A 17,196-nucleotide genomic window follows, 5' to 3' on the forward strand; every position below is an offset into this window, starting at 1 on the left:
GCTGCCGGGGCGGGTCATCGGCTTGGTACTGGACCACCTGCGCGACATGCCGCCCGACCCGGTGGACTGACCGTCATTCCACCTCGAAGCGGTCGAACGCGATCTCCAGCGTCTCGAACAGCGTCTGTCCCAGCGCCGCATCCATTGGCGAGGTCAGGTAGCCCGCGGGCCGGGCCCGCAGGAAGCGCCAGCGCATGGCCGGATTGCCCTGTTCGTCCAGCAGCGTCACGCTGACCGTGCGCCGCGCATCGCCGCCGTTGCGCGCCTCGTCCCACCACTGGTACCAGGCCAGCGACCCGATCACGCCCCGCCGCAGCACCAAGTGTCCGTAATGCGTCAGCGTAGATAGCTTGGCGCCCTCGAGGGTCTTGTCGTTGCCGTTGCGGTATTCGTTGAGCTGCAGCCGCGCATCGGGGAAGGTCACTTCGGACACACCGCCCTGGGCGCCGTCCTCCCCGGTTCCAAGATCGACGTGGAAGTTCATGCCGGCATAGGGACGGTCGCGCTGTACGGCCATGGGCAGGGTCCATGTGAGGGAGGGAAGCCGGTGCTGGCATGCCACCGACGTCTTTTCCAACGCAGAGATGCCGTGCCGGAGGTCAGCAAGGTCGGATTCGCGGGACGAGATCGCCTGTCGAGCCCCATCGATGGAGCCGGTAATCCCTCGCGCAAGGCTTGGAATGCCACGCGTCGCGCCCGGAAAGCCGTCGATGGGAATCCGAGGGCGATACCTTGGCATTCGGAGCGCGATCGATGGGATGTACTGTGAGACGGATGACATTCCGAAAGCCATCGATCGCATTCGGAAACCCATCGATGGCTTTCAGTGTGAGATGCGCGGGGCTCGTAAAGCGATCGATGGGGCTGCGAGGGCCATACCCTGGCTTTCCGAGCCCGATCGTTGGTATTCCGTGTGAGACGAGAGGGGCTCGGAGCATCATCGATGGAGCTCCGAGGGACATCGATGGCATTCGGCATGCCATCCGCGCCAATGGGCGTGAGACCGGAACGACGGTTCGTCACGCTCCCGATGGTGCGACGCCCTATTCCGTCGCCTGCTGACCGATCCAGAGGCGGTTGCCATCCGGGTCGTCGATGCGGAACTCGCGCATGCCGTAGAAGGTGATCTCGAGGTCGGGCACGTCCAGGCCGTTCTCGCGCGCCTGCCGGTGAAAGGCGACCAGATCGGCCGGATACAGGTACAGCACCGCGCCGCGCGGCGCATCCGGATTCACGTTGATCGACTGGTCCAGCATCACCCGGCATTCGCCCCAACGGAGCTTCGCCCAACCCCAGTCGTCGCGGCGCTCCTCCACGGTGAAACCGAGCTTTTCGTAGAACGCGAGCGCACGCGGCAGATGGCGGACGGGTTGCATGGGGATGATGCGTGGGGACATGAGGATGTGCTCTACGTAGGATGGGTGGAGCGAAGCGATACCCATCACAGCATCTGTGGGGCCTCACCAGAACAGGGGCACCCAAGGTTACAACCGCCTTACGAACTCAGTGCCGCGATCCACTCCACCGCCGATTGTTTGGTGAGGGGACGGCTCTGCACAGGATTCGCCAATTCATTCAGCGCAATCGCGGCCTGTGAATCCGGGACGATATCGACATCATCCCGGCATTCAATTGCATTCGCCCAATCTTCCACGTCTTCCCTCCCGATCTCTCCGGAAAGAAAACGGGTGAGCACGTCGACAACGTGAACTGTCTGCAATCTGACCAGCGCCTGTTCGGAATCCCATCCAAAGACCGAGAGATCACGTGCGACGTCAACGATGGGGCGCCTGAAATGAAGAAGCTCCCGAAGCAGGCGTGCCCGCGCTTCGCTCACCTACGCCGCTTCCCACACCACATCGATGCCGTCCGACTCGCCCACCGCATTCCGCAGCAACGCGACGAAGCCGGCGCTGGCGCCCAGCGCTTCCAGCGCGTCGATCGCGGTGTGCTCCACGTAGTAGTCCTGGTCGGTCGAGGATTCCTCTTCCATATGGCCGGCCAGCAGCTGGAAGTCTTCCTGCGAGATGGTGCCCAGCGTACGGCCGGAGTCTTTTTCCGTCAGACGAATGCTCATGCGGTGCTGCGCTCCTTGAAGAAGGGGATGAAACTCAACGCGAAGGGGGCGATGCCGGCGGCGCCTGCAGGAACGCGGCCAGTCCGCCGAGCTGCTGCCCCTGAACCTTGTCGACCACGGGCGCGAACTTGCCGATGTCATCCGGCGTATAGCCGCCGACGCGGTACCACAGCGTGATGCGGGTGCCGGCGTTCTCCTCGGCGAAGCGCCATTCCAGTGCGCCGTCCAACCCCATGCCCTGCAGCGGGCCGAGGCCACCGGTCATACGCAGCAGCTTGCCGGGATCGGTGAAGGTCACCGTCATGTGCCAGGCCTGCCGCGCGCCGTCGATCTCGCAGAAACATCCGCCGGCCTTGTCGCTGATCGACAGCTTCGACGCATCGCCCCACCAGGTGTGGTCGGCCGGCCACCAGCGGCCGACATCGTTCACCAGCGCGGCATAGGCGACCTGCGGCGTGACCGGCACCCATACCGAATTCTCCAGGGTGAAGCCCTGCGGCGTGGCGTCCTTGACCTCGGCGTGTGCGGGCGCCATCGCGGCCGCCGTGGCCAGCACCGTCGCGCGAAGCAGCCGCCTCACTGTGCCGCACCCTGCGGGCAGAACCGGGCGCGATACTCCTTCGCCTTCGGCATCAGCGCGGTGAGGTTCTGGATGCGCGTGCCGGGATTGGGATGCGTGGACGAGAACTCCGGCGGCGCCTGCCCACCGCTGGCCTCGCTCATGCGCTGCCACAGCGGCACGGCTTCCTCGGGATTGAAGCAGGCAGCGGCGGCCAGCATCAGGCCCACTTCGTCGGCCTGCGTTTCGTGCTCGCGCGCATACGGCAGCAGGTAGCCGTACCCCATCGCCGCCATCACCATCTGCTGCTGTTGCGGATCCATGCCGCTCATCGCGCCGGCCATCTGGCCGATCTGGGTGAGCTTCTGCTGCGACATGCGCTGCGCACCATGGCGCAGTAGCGCGTGGGCGATCTCGTGGCCCATCACCACCGCCACGGCGTCGGCATTCTGCGCCACCGGGATCAGACCGGTGTACACCGCCATCTTGCCGCCGGGCAGGCAGAAGGCATTGGCCTGGTCTGACTGGATGACGTTGACGTCCCAGTCGAAGGACTTCCAGTTGCCGCTGGGCTGCGTGCCCTTCTCCGCCGCGATGGCCGCTTCCACCTCGGGCACCTTGGCGATCAGGCGCTGGGCGATGGCGCGCACCTGCCGGGCGATCTGCGAATCCGGATCGACCGGGCGCTCCTGTTGCAGGATTTCCTCGTACGCCTGCAGGCCCAAGGCCTTCTCTTCCTCCACGCCGATGGAGCCATCGATCAGCACCTTCTCGCCGGTGTAGGGATCGACCACGCGGTTGTTGAGGTAATAGCAGCCGCCGTAGACCAGGAAGCCCAGCAGGATGAGCCAGCGCAGGTTGCCGAGCCCGCCGCCACGCCGTCCGCCGCCCTGCCCGCGCCCGTAAGGATCTTGCCTCATCACCCTCTCCCTGGCGGCTAGATGCCGCGAACGACGCGGAAGCCCACCCGCGCATTAGTCATATCCGAATCCGACGACGAACGCCATGCGGCGCGCGCCTGGGCCGGGGAACTGGCCCACGAGCCGCCGCGCACCACGCGCGAGCGGCAGCCGGGATTGAACCATGCCGCGCCGTCCGCGGGCGCGCGCCGATAGCTGGCGTGCCAGCAGTCGCCCACCCACTCGCTGATGTTGCCTTCCAGGTCCTTCAGCCCGAACGCATTGGCGCGGAAGCGGCCCACCGGCGCCGGCCCCCAGTAGCCGTCGCCGTAGCCGACGAAGGCGTTGTTCCAGCTGCGTCCGCTGGGCGAGCGGTCGTTGCCGCCGGTCAGGTTGGCCACGCCCCGCGGCGGCTGGCCGTTGCCCCAGGGATAGCGCCCTTGCTGGCCGGCGCGCTGGGCGTATTCGTATTCGGCCTCGCTGGGCAGGCGGTAGCCGTGGCCGGTCTGCCCGGCCAGCCATTCGGCATAGGCTTCGGCGTCGTACACGCTGACGTGCAGCACCGGCATGTCGTCGCTGGCGGGCTGGCCGGCGTAGTCCGACTGCCAGTCCACCCCGCTGCGCCGCACGAAGTTGCCGCTGCGCTCGTCGTAGACGATCGAGTGCCCGCGGCGGGTCGCGCGGGGACGGTACTGGGTGGCTTCGACGAACCGGCGGAACTCGCCCACCGTCACCGGGTGCCGGGCCATGGCGAAGCCGCGGTCGAAGCGCACGTAGTGGGCAGGCTTTTCGGCATCGGAAGCGCCAGCCTCGTCCTCCGCCGCGCCCATCAGGAAGCCGCCATGCGGCACCACCACCATCTCGGGCCCGCGGCCGCCGTGATGCAGGGCGTCGGTGAACGCCTGCCCGGGCCGGAACAGGCCGTAATGCGTGGCCAGGTCGATGCGCTGGCGGAAGTCGGCGGCCACCCGGTTGCCCGGCTCGGCGATGCGCAGCACTTCGGCCAGCTTCACGCGCGCCTCCTTCAGACCCAGCGGCGTGGCCATGTCGCGCACGCCGGCGTCGCGCAGTTCGACGATGCGGGCCAGGCGGATGGCCTCCACCCGCACGCGGGCATCGGCCACCGTCTGCGCGTCCTCGCGCGCGTCCGCCGCATGGTCCAGCCAGGTACGTGCGGTGGTGAAATCGCTGGCCAACGCGGCCTCCTCGGCGCGGCGGATCATCGCGCTCTCGACCGCCGCGACGCCCTGCCGGGCGCGCGCCTGGCCCGGCTTCCACTTCAGCACCTCGCGGAAACCCGCAAGCGCACCGCCGCCGGCTTCGCCGAGGGCGCCTTCGCGCAAGGCGCCCTCGGCGGCCACGTTCAGCCGCGTGAGCTGGTCGATCTCGTCCACCCGCGCCAGATAGCTGCTCACCGCCGCGTCGGCAGGCGCGACGGTCCGCGCCACAGCGGCGATCTGGCGCGCGCGCCGCAGCGATTCGGTGCGGTCCTCGGCATGCCGCAGCGCCTGCGCGCCCTGGTCGAGCAGGCGATCGAGGCTGCGGCCCAGGCCGGCCTTGGCGCGCGCATCGGCGGGGTCGCGCCGCTGCAGGGCGAGATAGAGCGGGATGGCATCGTCGGCGCCGTCGAACAGGCGCCCCTCGGACAGCGCCGTCGCCGCCCGCGCGTGCGCGTCGGCCACGCCGTCTTCCGCTAGCACCACGCTCGGCGGGCGCCAGGTCAGTTCGTCCACGGCGCTGTCGTCGCCGGTGACGGTGACGCTGGGCATGCGGATCGCATCGGCGCCTGCGTCCGCGTCGGCCGTGTCCGCCGCATCGCGCGAACAACCGGCGATCCAGGGAAGCGATAGCAACAATACGGCGAAAAGCGCGCGCAAACACCCTCCGTGATGGGAGCCAACCGCCCCCGTGAGAGAATGCCGGCCGACAAGACCGGCAGACGAGACGGGCCGAGCCCGGACCTTAGGTTATTGTCCCCTGACTGAGCAAACGACGCATCACGCGGAGATTACGTGCCCCACTGGATCGACACCCCCGCCACGCTGGACGCGCACCTGCAACGCCGGCCCACGCGGATCGGCCTGGATACCGAATTCGTCCGCGAGCGCACCTTCTGGCCCCAGCTCGCGCTCGTTCAGATCGCCCTCGACGACGACGTGCTGCTGGTCGACCCGCTGGCGCCAAGCATGACCGATGCGCTGCGGCCATGGCTGCTGGACACCTCGATCACCAAGGTCATGCACAGTGCCAGCGAGGACCTGGTGACGTTCAAGGTGGCCTGCGATGCGCTGCCGACGCCGCTGTTCGATACGCAGATCGCCGCCGCCATCGCCGGCGTCGCGGCGGGCATCGGGTACCAGAAGCTGGTGGAGCGCGTCACCGGCGTGGTGCTGCCCAAGGGCGAGACCCGCTCGGACTGGATGCGCCGTCCCTTGAGCGACGCACAGCTGCATTACGCGGCCGACGACGTGCGCTACCTGTTCGCCATCCACGACACGCTGCAGGCGCAGCTGGCCGCCCAGGGGCGGCAGGCCTGGGTCGAAGAGGACTGCGCCCGGTTCGTCGACAACGCCGCGCACGACGAGGGCGAACGCTGGCCGCACCTGTCGATGCGCAGTGCGCAGTTCCTCGACGCCGATGAGCAGCGCCGGCTGGTGCGCCTGCTGCGCTGGCGCGAGGCGCAGGCGCGCGCCAGCGACAAGCCGCGCAGCTGGATCCTGGACAACGAACTGGCGGTGGCCCTGGCGCGCACGTCGCCCGAGGACAAGGGCGCGCTGCTGCGCGTGTTCGACAGCCATCCCAAGGCGCCGCGCAAGCTGGCCGATGCGGTCTGGCAGGCGTTCGTCACGCCGCTGGACGATGAGGCGTCCATGCCGCTGGCCCGTGCCGCCACCGATGGCGACAAGGCGCAGGTCAAGCGGCTGCAGGATGCGGTGTCGGCGCGCAGCCTGGAACTCGGCCTGCCCGACGGGGTACTCGCCTCGCGTCGCTATCTGGAAGCCCTGCAGGAATCCGGCCAGTGGCCCGCAGCATTGTCCGGCTGGCGGCGCGGCGAACTGGCCCCCGTGCTGGACCCGATCCTCGACCGTTCAGGCTTGGCACCGGCGTCCGCCGCGGGCTAGAATGGCGCCGCTCGTGTGGGGCCATAGCTCAGCTGGGAGAGCGCGTCGTTCGCAATGACGAGGTCGGGAGTTCGATCCTCCCTGGCTCCACCAATATCCGAAAGCCCCGCTTCGGCGGGGCTTTTTTTTTTGGGGAACTGTCCTTTGTCCTCTTCGCCTCGCAGCGGGCCATAAGCTGTAGCGACCGGAGCGGTCTGCCGACGGATTTATAGCTCTTGCCACCCTGTTGACGACTCAAAGACTCTCCTCCGAGAGCTTTTAGCAATTTGAGCGACACCGGGGTGGCCATCGAATTTTACATGGACTCCGTCAGAAGCCCTGCAGAGCTGGCCCAGCGCCCGAGCGATTCACGCAACGACGGCAAGGGGCCGAAAAACCTCGCTTGCAATGAGGTGTCTGCAATGTAGCGGCCCGATGAGACATAGTCCATTGAAGCACCGACGTCGCGAAGGAATGGCTTGAATAGGCCCATGATGCGGAACATAAATGAACGCATGGGGCGAGGCACCTCTGAAAGGCTTATTTCGCGGCCGACCAGCGTCGACAATTCTTCGACGATCAGCCGGAGCGTCACAGGCTGGCTCATTCCCAGATCGATACGAAGACCATCTATGCCAGGCGTATCGACTGCGAGCGCCAGCGCCCGGGCCACGTCCTCGGAAAGAATGGTTGACGCAGGTGCGTCCACGTCGGCCATCGCACGGAATCGACCACGATTTAGGTCATTGAGGCTCATGTTCAGCAGGGCATCCAAGAAGCCACCCGGGCGCAAGGAAACGAATGGCATACCGCTGGCTTCAAGGTACCTCTCGGTCAAGGCCTTCTGATGGAAGTGGGGCACTGATATCGCTTGGTCTGCAGTGAGGATGCTAGTGAAAATGAAACGACGGATTTGCGCAGCATTCGCCGCGTCGATCAGTTGCCTGTTGCCAACATCATCTACGCTGCCCAGCGTGTCTCCCTTCCTTCTGCGGGCATACCCGTAAGCGGTGGTGATGACCGCGTGCATCCCATCCAGCGCAGGCGGTAATGTCTCCCTGCGAGTAATGTCGCCTCGCACTGTTTCAAGACCATCGCGGCGAAGAGAACTGTCGTCAGTCCCATTCCGAACCATGCATCGCACATGGTGCCCCGAGCGCGCGAGCAAGCGCGCCGTCATTCCGCCAACAAGACCCGTGCCACCGACTATAAGAACGTTACTCATGGCAATCTCTCAATAGGCTGTTAATCAACATATTGATTAACAATACATTGCCTGTCAAGACGTTCGCGTTTACGCTTCACGCATGAAGAAAGAACACCGTGGACAGGCATCCGTTGTTGAGGGCATTGGGCTAGTGCAACGCTTGGCAGCGTTCGGGCCTGCGTACACGCGCTGGATTGGACGGAACTTGCCAACGGACGGGATCTCCGCGCCCCGGCTCAGGTTGTTGGCGGCACTGCACGAGCAGGGTTCGATGTCCATCCGGGCGCTGACCCAGACTCTGAATGTCAGTGCCCAGAATGTGTCGGTCATGGTGGATGGCCTAGAAGCCCAGCGATTGGTGCAGCGCCGAGACGATCCTGATGACCGGCGTGTAGTCTTGGTCGAACTTACGAAGCAAGGCCGAATCGTAGTGAGCGATGGCATGGACACCCATCAAGCTGCAGCCGCAAGCTTGTTCTCAGTCCTCTCGCCATCCGAACGGGCCGTTTTCGCCGTGATCTTGGACAAGCTCATAGAAGAGCTACGGAGCCGCGGCACATAAAGCAGATCGTCAGCGTGTGACGTGCGCTCCGCAAGAGGAGCCGAATCTAGGCGTTTCAGCGTACATGCGGGTCTTTGTGATCCACGGGATACCCCAACGTGATTTGTGCGACACAACAGGCTGCCCCGCAGGCGCTCAAAGAAAAACCCGCCGGCATGACGCCGGCGGGCTTGGGAGAGCAAGGTACCGCGGGGATCAGAACTTGTAGTTGACGCCCAGCAGGTAGGTGCGGCCCCACTCGATGTACTCGAGCGGACGGTCCTTGGTGCCGGCATAGGTCTGGTACGCCTCGTCGGTCAGGTTGCTGGCCTGCAGCAGGATGCTCAGGCCGCCCAGCGCGTGACCTTCCGGGAACGAGTAGCTGATCTGCGCGTCGGTGATGTTCTCGCCGACCACGTAGCGCAGCGAACGGTCGCCGTCGAAGTTGCCGATCTCGCCGATGAAGTCCGAACGGCGACGCTGGCTGACGCGCGCCTCGAACCCGTTGCGCTCGTAGTACGCCGTGAAGTTGTACACACGCTCGGACAGACCCGGCAGCATGATGTTCTGGCTGCCCACGCTGCTCTGCGCGTTCGGCGGCGGCGGGATGGTGATGTCGCTGTCGTTGAAGCCGGCGCTGGCGATCACGCCGAAGCCCTGCAGCGCATCGCTGAACAGGTCCAGCGGCAGCGAAGCGGTCAGCTCCAGACCCTTCAGCGAACCACCCGTGCCGTTGTACGGCGCGGTGAAACGGCCGATGCTCTGGGTCGGCGGCTCGCCCGGTCCGGGCACGTAGTCGGTCAGCAGGTCGCTGAAGTCGTAGCCGTCGCGCGCCTCGGTGTAGATGTAGGTGCGCAGGTCCTTGTAGAAGAACGCCGCCGCCACGTACGCCTTGGTGCCGAAGTACTTCTCCCACGACACGTCGAACGCATAGGCCCGCCACGGATCCAGTTCCGGATTGCCGCCACCGCCACCGGGCTCGCCGGTGGCCGTGTTGACGCCGAACTCCAGCGAGGCGCGCAGTTCGTCCACGCGCGGACGGGCGACCTGCTCGGCCAGGCCCACGCGCAGCGTCTGGTCCGCCGGCAGCGAGAACGCCAGGTTCAGGCTCGGCAGCACGTCGGTGTAGGTCTTGCCGCGGGTGATCGGCTGGACGTTCTGGCCGGCCGGACGCGTGCCGTCCCAGTAACGCGAGGTCGAAGACTGGTCCACGTGCTGGACCTGGAAGCCGATGTTGCCGCGCACCGGCACCGAGCCCCATTCGGTGTCGATGTTGGCGCGCGCGAAGCCGGTCGAGATCTTCTCGTTGACGTCCCACGCCTTCGGAATCAGGTAGGACAGGTCGTCGACCGGATTGAAGGTCATGTAGCGGGCGACCGCCGCCGGCACGTTCCACGACGGGATGTAGCCGATGCCGGCGAAGCTCAGGTCCACCAGGCCGTACTGCAGGTCGGGCGCGATCGCGCTGACACCCTGCGCGCCGAGGTTGATGTTGCCCTCCGGCTGGCGCTTGGTCTTCTCGCGGTCGGCGTAGTTCAGGCCCAGGTCCAGATCGGTGAACCAGCCCATCGCTTCGGGCAGCGGGAACGAGGCCGCCAGCTTCACGCCGCGCAGTTCGTCCTCCACCTTCGGCGTCTTGCCGTAGCCGGAACCGTAGATGGTGTTGGCCAGGAACAGGCGCGAGGCGTCCGAGTAATCCAGCCCCGGCGCCATCTGCGAGAAGCTGCCGCGGCGGATCGCCAGCTCGATGGTGTCGAGCTGCGGGTTGGGCAGCAACTGCGTGTTGTTCTCTAGATTGATCTCGTCGCGCGAGGTCATGGACCAGCTGACGTCGGCGGTGAGGCGTACCGAGCCGACGTTGAACTCGTTGTTCCAGCCGAACGCCTGGATCTCGTCCTCGCGGTAGTTGTACATGCCGCGCACCAGCGGGTAGACGCCGGTCAGCGTGCCGCCGGCGAACGAACCGTTGCGCAGCGACACGTTGCTGTAGACGCAGTCCGGGTTGCACGGGAAGTTGCCGTTGTACTGCGTGTTGACTTCCCACTGGTTGGCCGTGTTCTCCTGCTCGGCCTCGGAGTAGAACAGGTCCAGCGTGCTGGTCCAGGCATTGGACGGGCGGAACTGCAGCGTGGCCATCACGCCGTCACGCTTGGTCTCGCCGGTGCGGCGCAGGGCCTTCATGCCGTCGGTGGCGAACGTGCCGGCGGGCAGGCCCGGGCGGGCGTCGGTCTTCCACGGCTCGTACAGGCCCACCTGGTTTTCCTGCACCGGCGTGGTCGAGTGCGAATAGCCGATCGAGAAGCCGAAGGTGCGCGCTTCGTTCTGGGTGATGTAGCTGGCGTTGATGCGCTCGCCGTAGGCCGAGGCATCGGCGGCGGCGCCCAGCGAGTTGCGCTGGCCGCGCACGCCGATCGCACCGACCGGCGCGTCGAAGCTCAGCGGACGCACGGTCTGCATGTCGACCGTGCCGGACAGGCCCTGGCCGACCAGGCCGGCGTCGGGCGTCTTGTACACGGTCACGCCGCTGACCAGCTCGGACGGATACTGGTCGAACTCGACGCTGCGGTTGTCGCCGGTGCTGACCATCTCGCGGCCGTTGAGCAGCGTGGTGGAGAAGTCGGGCGACAGGCCGCGCACGCTGATCACCTGCGCGCGACCGGCGACGCGCTGCGCGGCCAGACCGGGCAGGCGCGCCAGCGACTCGGCGATGCTCACGTCGGGCAGCTTGCCGATGTCTTCGGCGGAGATCGCTTCGACGATGGAGGTGGAATCGCGCTTGACCGAAATCGCACTCTCGATGCCGCGGCGGATGCCGGTGACGACGACGGTGTCGAGTTCGGTCGCGTCGGTCGCGGGCGTCTGGTCGGTGGCGGTCTGGGCGGTCTGGGCCTGTACACCGGTCGCGGTGAGCGCGATGGCGGACGCCAACGCCGCGCTCAGCAGGTTGCGCTTGAATTGCATGTTCCCCTCTCCAAGGACGTTGTATGCGATGAACCGGCGACGTCGCACATTGCGATCGCCCCGGTCTTCCATGCCAGGGCAAGGCGCCCCGGAATGTGCGGCCATGGTAGTGGCGTGCGCAGTCGCACAAATCGCACTGCATACGTATTCATGCATATTTCCGCGGCGGTCCGTAACACGCGTTCCATACGGGAAAACCGCGGCCTGAACGGATCGCGCCATGCGCGGGCACGTGCTTCGGCGCAACGGCGGAGCGCGGGATTCGCAGTGTTTCCGGTGCCGCGCGAACGCGCGTACTCGCCGCACGCGTGGCGACGCGCATGGCTCAGCGCGGAGGGTCCTGACGGCCGGTCGCGAATGCCCACGACAGGAGCGCCGGCAACATGCGCGCCCAATCCTCCTGCGTGTGCCGTCCATCCTGCAGCCGCCAGACCACGACGTCCGCGTCCGCAGACGAAGGAACGGCCGGATCGACCGCGATGCTCAGGCGGTGCTGCGCCAGGCCACGCAGGGGCATGGCGGCGACGCCTTCCGCATCGCCGCCCAGCGCCAGTTCCATCACATCGTCCAGGGCATCGTTGATGCCGTCGCCATCGCGGTCGTCGGTCTCCTCGTGCGTGCCCACCGAGAGCCACCAGCGCACGCCGGCCGGCGGCGCGTCGGCATCCACCCAGCGGTGCGCGATGCGCGTGCGGCCGGCCGCCTGCGGGCTGCTCCGATCCGCGGGCAACCACAGCGATGGCGAAAAGGCACCGATGCGGCCGAAGCGATCCGGGTACCGCCACCCCATGTTGAAGGCCTGCAGTCCGCCGAGCGACCAGCCCAGCAGGGTGCGGCCCGACGGTCCGTCCTGCGTGCGATAGGTGCGATCGATATGCGGCACCAGCACCTGCGCGATCCATTCGGCGTAAGCGTGCGCCTGCGTGCCTACCGGCCCGGCGCGGGAATCGCCCGGCACGCTGGCGCCGCGCGCACGATCGGACAGGCCGTAGGCCGCCATGCGATCGGGCGGCATGGCGATACTCACGACGATGATCGGCACGATGCGTCCGCTCGCCACCAGGGCGCGCGCGGTCGCATCCAGCCGCACGGCGTCGCGGTCCTGCCCATCGTTCACGTACAGCACGGGATAGCCGACGGCGCGGGCCGGGTCGTAACCGTCGGGCAGATGCACGGTGAAGGCGATGCCATCGGCGGATAGCGCGGCGGCGGGCAGGCGTTCGTGGTGCAGCCCGGATGCGTGGACGCGCGCGCAGAGCGCGGCGGCCATCAGCAGCACGCCGAACGCCCTCGCTGCCGCGTTACTCCACCACATACACCATGGCCGTGCGCGCCGGCACGGTGAACAGCCCACTGCCCGCCTGGTAGCGCCCGTGCCGGCGCGGGCGATCGTCGGCGGCTTGCGGGGAACGGTGTACGGGATGCAGCGTCCAGCGCTTGCCGGCATGTTCGGGCAGGACCAGGCGCTGCGCGTCAGTCGACACATTGATGAAATAGAGGAGTTCGCGGAAGCCCGCATCGGCCCGTCCGCTGCCGTCCAGATGGCCCACCACCACCATCGGGTTCTGCCCTGTCCCGCTGTTCGGGAAACGCAGGCGCTGCCGCACCTCCTGCGCGTCGTCGAGACGGAACAGCGGCGAGCTGGCACGGATGCGCAGCAGGTCGAGGAACGCGGTGCGCGCGAACGCGATGTCCGCGGGGCCGGGCTTGATCGCAGGGTCGGCCAGCAGCGGTCGCATCAGCGGCCAGTTGGCCGCGTTGTCGGTGGCCGGCGGCAATCCCGTACCGAAGAAGTTGTCGCGGCCGCGCCAGTCCAGGCGGTTGAACCAGTCGCCGGAATCGTAGCTGTTGCGGTCCAGCGACTTGGAGCGCAGCGTCTCGATGCCCGCGTGGAAATACGCCACGCCCTGGCTGAACGCGGTCACCGCCATGCCCAGCACCTGCACGCGTGCGCGGTCGGCGGCCGGGGTGTCGCGCGGCAGCTTGAACACGTTGATGTCGAACAGGGTCTGGTTGTCGTGGTTCTCGGCGTAGTTCACCGCCTCGCCGGGCTGGCTGGCGTAGCCGGCCGGCTGGCCCTTGTAGTCGATGTCGCTCAGCATCCTGCTGCGGCCGTCCCACGTCTCCAGCGGAAAGTCGCGCAGCGTACCGGCCAGGCCCACGCGCACCAGGTCCGCCGCCTTCAGCAGGTCCTCGCGGGGACGCGCCGGGTCGGCCATCGCATTGGGCGCGTACACCAGTCCATTGAGCCAGCCCTGCTCCTTCACCAGCGCCTCGCCGCTGTCGGTCGGTCCACCGCCCCGCAGTGCGTCCCGCGTGCGGTCGCTGAAGGTGCCGATGCCGGACCCGTTCAACGACCGCTGCGAGGCCTGCACGAACCGGGCGCCGTCGGCGACCTCGCCGAAGTTCCAGCCCTCGCCGATCAGCTGCACCTCGCGACCGGTGGCGGCCTCGACACGGCGCTTCAGGGCTTCCATCGCCGCGCGCGGCTGGTGCCCCATCAGGTCGAAGCGGAAGGACGCGATCCGGTAATGCCGCGCCCACAGCTCGGCCGAATCGATCATCAGCCTGGCCATCATGGCGTGCTCGGTGGCGGTGTTCTCGCAGCAGGTGGACTGCTCCACCGCGCCCGTGCCGTCCAGGCGGTGGTAGTAGCCGGGCACGATGCGGTCCAGCACCGAACTGGCCGCCTGCCCGGAGGTGGTGGTGTGGTTGTAGACCACGTCCATGCCCACGCGCAGGCCGATCGCGTTCAACGCCATCACCATGCGCCGGAACTCGACGATGCGGCGCGCACCGTCGACCGCATCGCTGGCGTAGCTGCCTTCCGGGGCATTGAAGTGGAAGGGGTCGTAGCCCCAGTTGAAACAGTCGCGCGCGGCGACCGCCATCACCGCCGCCTGCTGGGCTTCGCTGTCCGGCGGCGCATCGGGAACGTCCGGCGTCACGCAGCCGGCCTCGGGGATGGTGGCGATGTCGAACACCGGCAGCAGGTGCACGTCCGTCATGCCGGCATCGGACAGTGCGCGCAGGTGGCGCATGCCGTCGGAGCCGCTGTCGGTAAACGCCAGATAGGTGCCCCGATGCGCGGCGGGCACGCTGGCATCGCCGATGGAGAAGTCGCGCACATGCAGTTCGTAGACCGCCATATCGGTCTGCGTGCGCACGCGCTCAGGGCGCGGCGCGTCGTCCCAGCCTGCCGGCTTCAGTGCGGGTGCGTCCAGGTCGGCTATGTAGCTGCGCCGGGAGTCGGTGGTCAGGCTGATCGAATACGGATCGGTCACCCGGTTGCGCACGAAGCCCAGTCCGCGCACGTACACATCGACGAGATAGGTGTAGTAGCGGCCCGACAGGTCGTCCTGCGTGCGCCACGACCAGGCGCCGGTGGCGTCGTCGCGCACCATTTCGTGCATCGCCAGCGCCGGCGAGTCGCCGCTCGCGTACACGCAGACCGCCACCGTGCGCGCCGTCGGCGCCCAGAGGCGGAAGGCGGTTGCGCCATCGGCGACCCGCGCGCCCAGGTCGGGCAGCGCGGTCGCGACGGCGTACCGGTCGTCCAGCGCGCCCGGCGATTGCAGGGCCGTACTGTCGAGGACGCGACCGGCGGCGTCTTCCTGGACCAGCAGCAGCTGTCCGCGCAGCCAGCGCGGAATCCGGTCTGCCTGCGCGTCAGCGACGGCGAGGTCCACGCCCGCCGGCACGAAGCGGAAGCGCTCGGCCAGCGCCGGCGGCAGTGCATCCGCACGCGACAGGGTCAGGTGGGCGTCGCCACCGGCCACCGGGCGGCCGCGTGCGGCGACCAGCGTGGCGTGTTCGGCGTAATGCAGCCGATAGCGGCCGTCGGCCGGCTTGCCCGGCCAGCGCACGGTACGTGCGTCCAGCCAGTAGGCGGATGCGTGGTCGTCGCCCGCCGCTGCGGCGCTCGCCTGCAGGCGCATGGCGGTGTCCGGCGCGTCGCAGGCCGCATGGCGATGCGCGTCCGTATCGCCGGCAACCGCTGCCCACGGCCAGGCGGCCGCCGCCAGCACGCCGACCGCCAGCCATCGTCTCCGCGATGCTCCGTTCATCCGCCTGTCCTCCACCTGGTGGCACCGCCGGGGTGCGCCCGCGCGGCCACGCCTCAGTCGATGCGCGCGTAGAACACGCCGCGCGGAGGCAGCGACAGGCGATCGCCCGCGAGCGCGCCCTGCAGCAGGCCGTGTCCGTCGACCGCGTGCACGACGAGCCCGGACGGCAGCCGCCAGTCCACGTCCTGCGGCGAGAGGTTGAACACCACCAACAGGCGCTGCCCGTCGCCTTCGCGCACGAAGGCCAGTACCGGCTCGGGCGCCTCCAGGAAGCGGATGCCGCCGCGGCGCAGCGCGGGCTGGCTGCGCCGCCAGGCCAGGAAGCCGCGCACCCGATTGAGCACGGAGGTGGGATCGTCCTGCTGCGCGGCGACATTGATGGCGCGATGGTCGGCGGGAATCGGCAGCCACGGCTGCCCCTCGCTGAAGCCCGCCTGCTCACCGTCGCTCCACGGTATCGGGGTGCGGCAGCCGTCGCGGCCCTTGAAGTTCGGCCAGAAGGTCTTGCCGTAGGGGTCCTGCAGCGCCTCGTAAGGGACGTCGGCTTCCGGCAGGCCCAGTTCCTCGCCCTGGTACAGGCAGACGGAGCCGCGAAGCGAGCACACCAGCGCCACCAGTTGCGCCGCCAGCGCGGGCGAGGCATCACCATTGCCCCAGCGCGTCACCGCGCGCTGCACGTCGTGGTTGGACACCGCCCAGCACGGCCAGCCTTCGGCCATCGCCGCTTCCAGCCGCTCGACCGTGCCGCGGATGTAGGCCGCGCTGCCGTCGTCGGTCAGCAGCTCGAAGCTGTAGCCCATGTGCAGGCGCTGGTCGGTGACGTACTCGGCGGTGGTCGCCAGCGAGTCCTCGGAGGAGATCTCGCCCAGCGCGGCCGCGTCCGGATACCGGTCCAGCAACGCACGCAACCGCTCCAGGAACGGCAGGTTCTCCGGCTGCGTGTTGTTGTAGTAGTGGTACTGGTAGGCGTAGGGATTGTCGGGACTGAAGCCGCGCCCCACGCGCTGGTCCTTCGGCTTGGGCGGGTTGTCGCGCAGCTGCGCGTCGTGGAAACAGAAGTTGATGGCGTCCAGGCGCAGGCCGTCGACGCCCCGGTCCAGCCAGAACTGCACGTTGTCCAGCGTGGCCTGCTGCACCGCCGGGTTGTGGAAGTTCAGGTCGGGCTGGCTGGCCAGGAAGTTGTGCAGGTAGTACTGCTCCCGGCGCGGCTCCCAGCGCCAAGCGACGCCGCCGAACAGCGACATCCAGTTGTTGGGCGGCGTGCCGTCTTCCTTCGGATCGGCCCACACGTACCAGTCGGCCTTCGCGTTGTCGCGGCTCTCGCGGCTCTCCTTGAACCACGCATGCTCGGCCGAGCAGTGGCTCAGCACCTGGTCGATCATCACCTTGACGCCCAGCGCGTGCGCCTTGGCCAGCAGGCGGTCGAAGTCCTCCAGCGTGCCGAACAGCGGATCGACGTCGCGGTAGTCGGCGATGTCGTAGCCGAAGTCGGCCATCGGCGACTTGAAGAACGGCGAGATCCAGATGGCATCCACGCCCAGGCCGGCGATGTAGTCGAGCTTCTCGACGATGCCCGGCAGGTCGCCGACGCCGTCCCCGTTGGTGTCCAGGAAGCTGCGGGGGTAGATCTGGTAGATCACCGCGCCGCGCCACCAGTTGTTCTTCGTCATCGATGCACCCGTCGCAATGCGTAGCGCACCCCTCCGGTGCGCTCGGCGGGCGCCACTATTCCACGAGCCGTCGCCACGCGTGAGTGTGACGCGTGGCGCGCAGGCATGAATACG

14 protein-coding genes and 1 tRNA gene are annotated in these 17,196 nt (G+C 67.7%); 3 read left to right on the top strand and 12 right to left on the bottom strand.

Annotated features, from left to right (window positions below; translation table 11 throughout):
- Positions 1-73: 73 nt before the first annotated feature.
- The 7 genes from VGN58_RS10240 to VGN58_RS10270 form a co-directional block, all read right to left on the bottom strand.
- Positions 74-517: a phage tail protein gene (locus tag VGN58_RS10240; RefSeq protein WP_327483142.1), complete on the bottom strand. Its 444-nt coding sequence runs from the start codon at positions 515-517 to the stop codon at positions 74-76.
- A gap of 526 nt (positions 518-1,043) precedes the next feature.
- Positions 1,044-1,376, bottom strand: a complete 333-nt coding sequence (locus VGN58_RS10245) for a VOC family protein (protein WP_327483143.1) — start codon at positions 1,374-1,376, stop codon at positions 1,044-1,046.
- A 119-nt stretch (positions 1,377-1,495) separates the two neighbouring features.
- Positions 1,496-1,837: a hypothetical protein gene (locus VGN58_RS10250; protein WP_327483144.1), complete on the bottom strand. Its 342-nt coding sequence runs from the start codon at positions 1,835-1,837 to the stop codon at positions 1,496-1,498.
- A complete protein-coding gene (locus tag VGN58_RS10255) occupies positions 1,838-2,077 on the bottom strand; it encodes a hypothetical protein (protein ID WP_327483145.1) in 240 nt (79 codons plus the stop codon).
- 34 nt (positions 2,078-2,111) lie between these two features.
- Entirely contained in the window at positions 2,112-2,657 is a 546-nt protein-coding gene (locus VGN58_RS10260) for an SRPBCC domain-containing protein (protein ID WP_327483146.1), read from the bottom strand.
- Positions 2,654-3,556 (bottom strand): M48 family metallopeptidase, encoded by a 903-nt coding sequence (locus VGN58_RS10265; protein ID WP_327483147.1) that lies wholly within the window; start codon positions 3,554-3,556, stop codon positions 2,654-2,656. Before VGN58_RS10265 ends, VGN58_RS10260 begins: the two co-directional genes overlap by 4 nt.
- A 17-nt stretch (positions 3,557-3,573) precedes the next feature.
- The gene (locus tag VGN58_RS10270) at positions 3,574-5,304 is read right to left on the bottom strand and encodes a formylglycine-generating enzyme family protein (RefSeq protein ID WP_327484625.1); all 1,731 of its coding nucleotides are present in this window, start codon (positions 5,302-5,304) and stop codon (positions 3,574-3,576) included.
- A 243-nt stretch (positions 5,305-5,547) separates the two neighbouring features.
- Here VGN58_RS10270 and rnd point away from each other — a divergent pair, with 243 nt between their 5' ends.
- Both rnd and VGN58_RS10280 read left to right on the top strand, forming a co-directional pair.
- Positions 5,548-6,657, top strand: a complete 1,110-nt coding sequence (gene rnd / locus VGN58_RS10275; protein WP_327483148.1) for a ribonuclease D — start codon at positions 5,548-5,550, stop codon at positions 6,655-6,657.
- A 17-nt stretch (positions 6,658-6,674) separates the two neighbouring features.
- Positions 6,675-6,750: transfer RNA gene (locus VGN58_RS10280), tRNA-Ala, on the top strand.
- A 202-nt stretch (positions 6,751-6,952) separates the two neighbouring features.
- Here VGN58_RS10280 and VGN58_RS10285 read toward each other — a convergent pair.
- Positions 6,953-7,861 carry an SDR family oxidoreductase gene (locus tag VGN58_RS10285; RefSeq protein WP_327483149.1) on the bottom strand — a complete coding sequence of 303 codons (909 nt, stop codon included), beginning with the start codon at positions 7,859-7,861 and terminating at the stop codon, positions 6,953-6,955.
- Positions 7,862-7,943: 82 nt separating this feature from the next.
- Here VGN58_RS10285 and VGN58_RS10290 point away from each other — a divergent pair, with 82 nt between their 5' ends.
- Complete coding sequence (locus tag VGN58_RS10290) at positions 7,944-8,405, top strand: MarR family winged helix-turn-helix transcriptional regulator (RefSeq protein ID WP_327483150.1); 462 nt, start codon at positions 7,944-7,946, stop codon at positions 8,403-8,405.
- Between the two features lie 195 nt (positions 8,406-8,600).
- Here VGN58_RS10290 and VGN58_RS10295 read toward each other — a convergent pair whose 3' ends face one another.
- The 4 genes from VGN58_RS10295 to VGN58_RS10310 all read right to left on the bottom strand — a co-directional run bounded on the left by VGN58_RS10295 (position 8,601) and on the right by VGN58_RS10310 (position 17,082).
- Complete coding sequence (locus tag VGN58_RS10295) at positions 8,601-11,345, bottom strand: TonB-dependent receptor (protein WP_327483151.1); 2,745 nt, start codon at positions 11,343-11,345, stop codon at positions 8,601-8,603.
- Between the two features lie 325 nt (positions 11,346-11,670).
- Entirely contained in the window at positions 11,671-12,660 is a 990-nt protein-coding gene (locus tag VGN58_RS10300; protein ID WP_327483152.1) for an alpha/beta hydrolase, read from the bottom strand.
- Positions 12,647-15,412, bottom strand: a complete 2,766-nt coding sequence (locus tag VGN58_RS10305; RefSeq protein ID WP_327483153.1) for an alpha-1,6-glucosidase domain-containing protein — start codon at positions 15,410-15,412, stop codon at positions 12,647-12,649. Before VGN58_RS10305 ends, VGN58_RS10300 begins: the two co-directional genes overlap by 14 nt.
- A 53-nt stretch (positions 15,413-15,465) precedes the next feature.
- Complete coding sequence (locus tag VGN58_RS10310; RefSeq protein ID WP_327483154.1) at positions 15,466-17,082, bottom strand: alpha-glucosidase family protein; 1,617 nt, start codon at positions 17,080-17,082, stop codon at positions 15,466-15,468.
- Positions 17,083-17,196: the final 114 nt, after the last annotated feature.

The organism is Pseudoxanthomonas sp., assembly GCF_035999195.1.
GTDB lineage: Bacteria > Pseudomonadota > Gammaproteobacteria > Xanthomonadales > Xanthomonadaceae > Pseudoxanthomonas_A.

Excerpts from the sequence above, each read along its gene's own strand:
- VGN58_RS10310 (WP_327483154.1), bottom strand. The coding sequence starts at position 17,082 with ATGACGAAGAACAACTGGTGGCGCGGCGCGGTGATCTACCAGATCTAC.
- VGN58_RS10295 (WP_327483151.1), bottom strand. The coding sequence starts at position 11,345 with ATGCAATTCAAGCGCAACCTGCTGAGCGCGGCGTTGGCGTCCGCCATC.
- VGN58_RS10265 (WP_327483147.1), bottom strand. The coding sequence starts at position 3,556 with ATGAGGCAAGATCCTTACGGGCGCGGGCAGGGCGGCGGACGGCGTGGC.
- VGN58_RS10255 (WP_327483145.1), bottom strand. The coding sequence starts at position 2,077 with ATGAGCATTCGTCTGACGGAAAAAGACTCCGGCCGTACGCTGGGCACC.
- VGN58_RS10290 (WP_327483150.1), top strand. The coding sequence starts at position 7,944 with ATGAAGAAAGAACACCGTGGACAGGCATCCGTTGTTGAGGGCATTGGG.
- VGN58_RS10245 (WP_327483143.1), bottom strand. The coding sequence starts at position 1,376 with ATGCAACCCGTCCGCCATCTGCCGCGTGCGCTCGCGTTCTACGAAAAG.
- VGN58_RS10285 (WP_327483149.1), bottom strand. The coding sequence starts at position 7,861 with ATGAGTAACGTTCTTATAGTCGGTGGCACGGGTCTTGTTGGCGGAATG.
- VGN58_RS10240 (WP_327483142.1), bottom strand. The coding sequence starts at position 517 with ATGGCCGTACAGCGCGACCGTCCCTATGCCGGCATGAACTTCCACGTC.
- VGN58_RS10300 (WP_327483152.1), bottom strand. The coding sequence starts at position 12,660 with ATGTGGTGGAGTAACGCGGCAGCGAGGGCGTTCGGCGTGCTGCTGATG.
- VGN58_RS10305 (WP_327483153.1), bottom strand. The coding sequence starts at position 15,412 with ATGAACGGAGCATCGCGGAGACGATGGCTGGCGGTCGGCGTGCTGGCG.
- VGN58_RS10270 (WP_327484625.1), bottom strand. The coding sequence starts at position 5,304 with ATGCCCAGCGTCACCGTCACCGGCGACGACAGCGCCGTGGACGAACTG.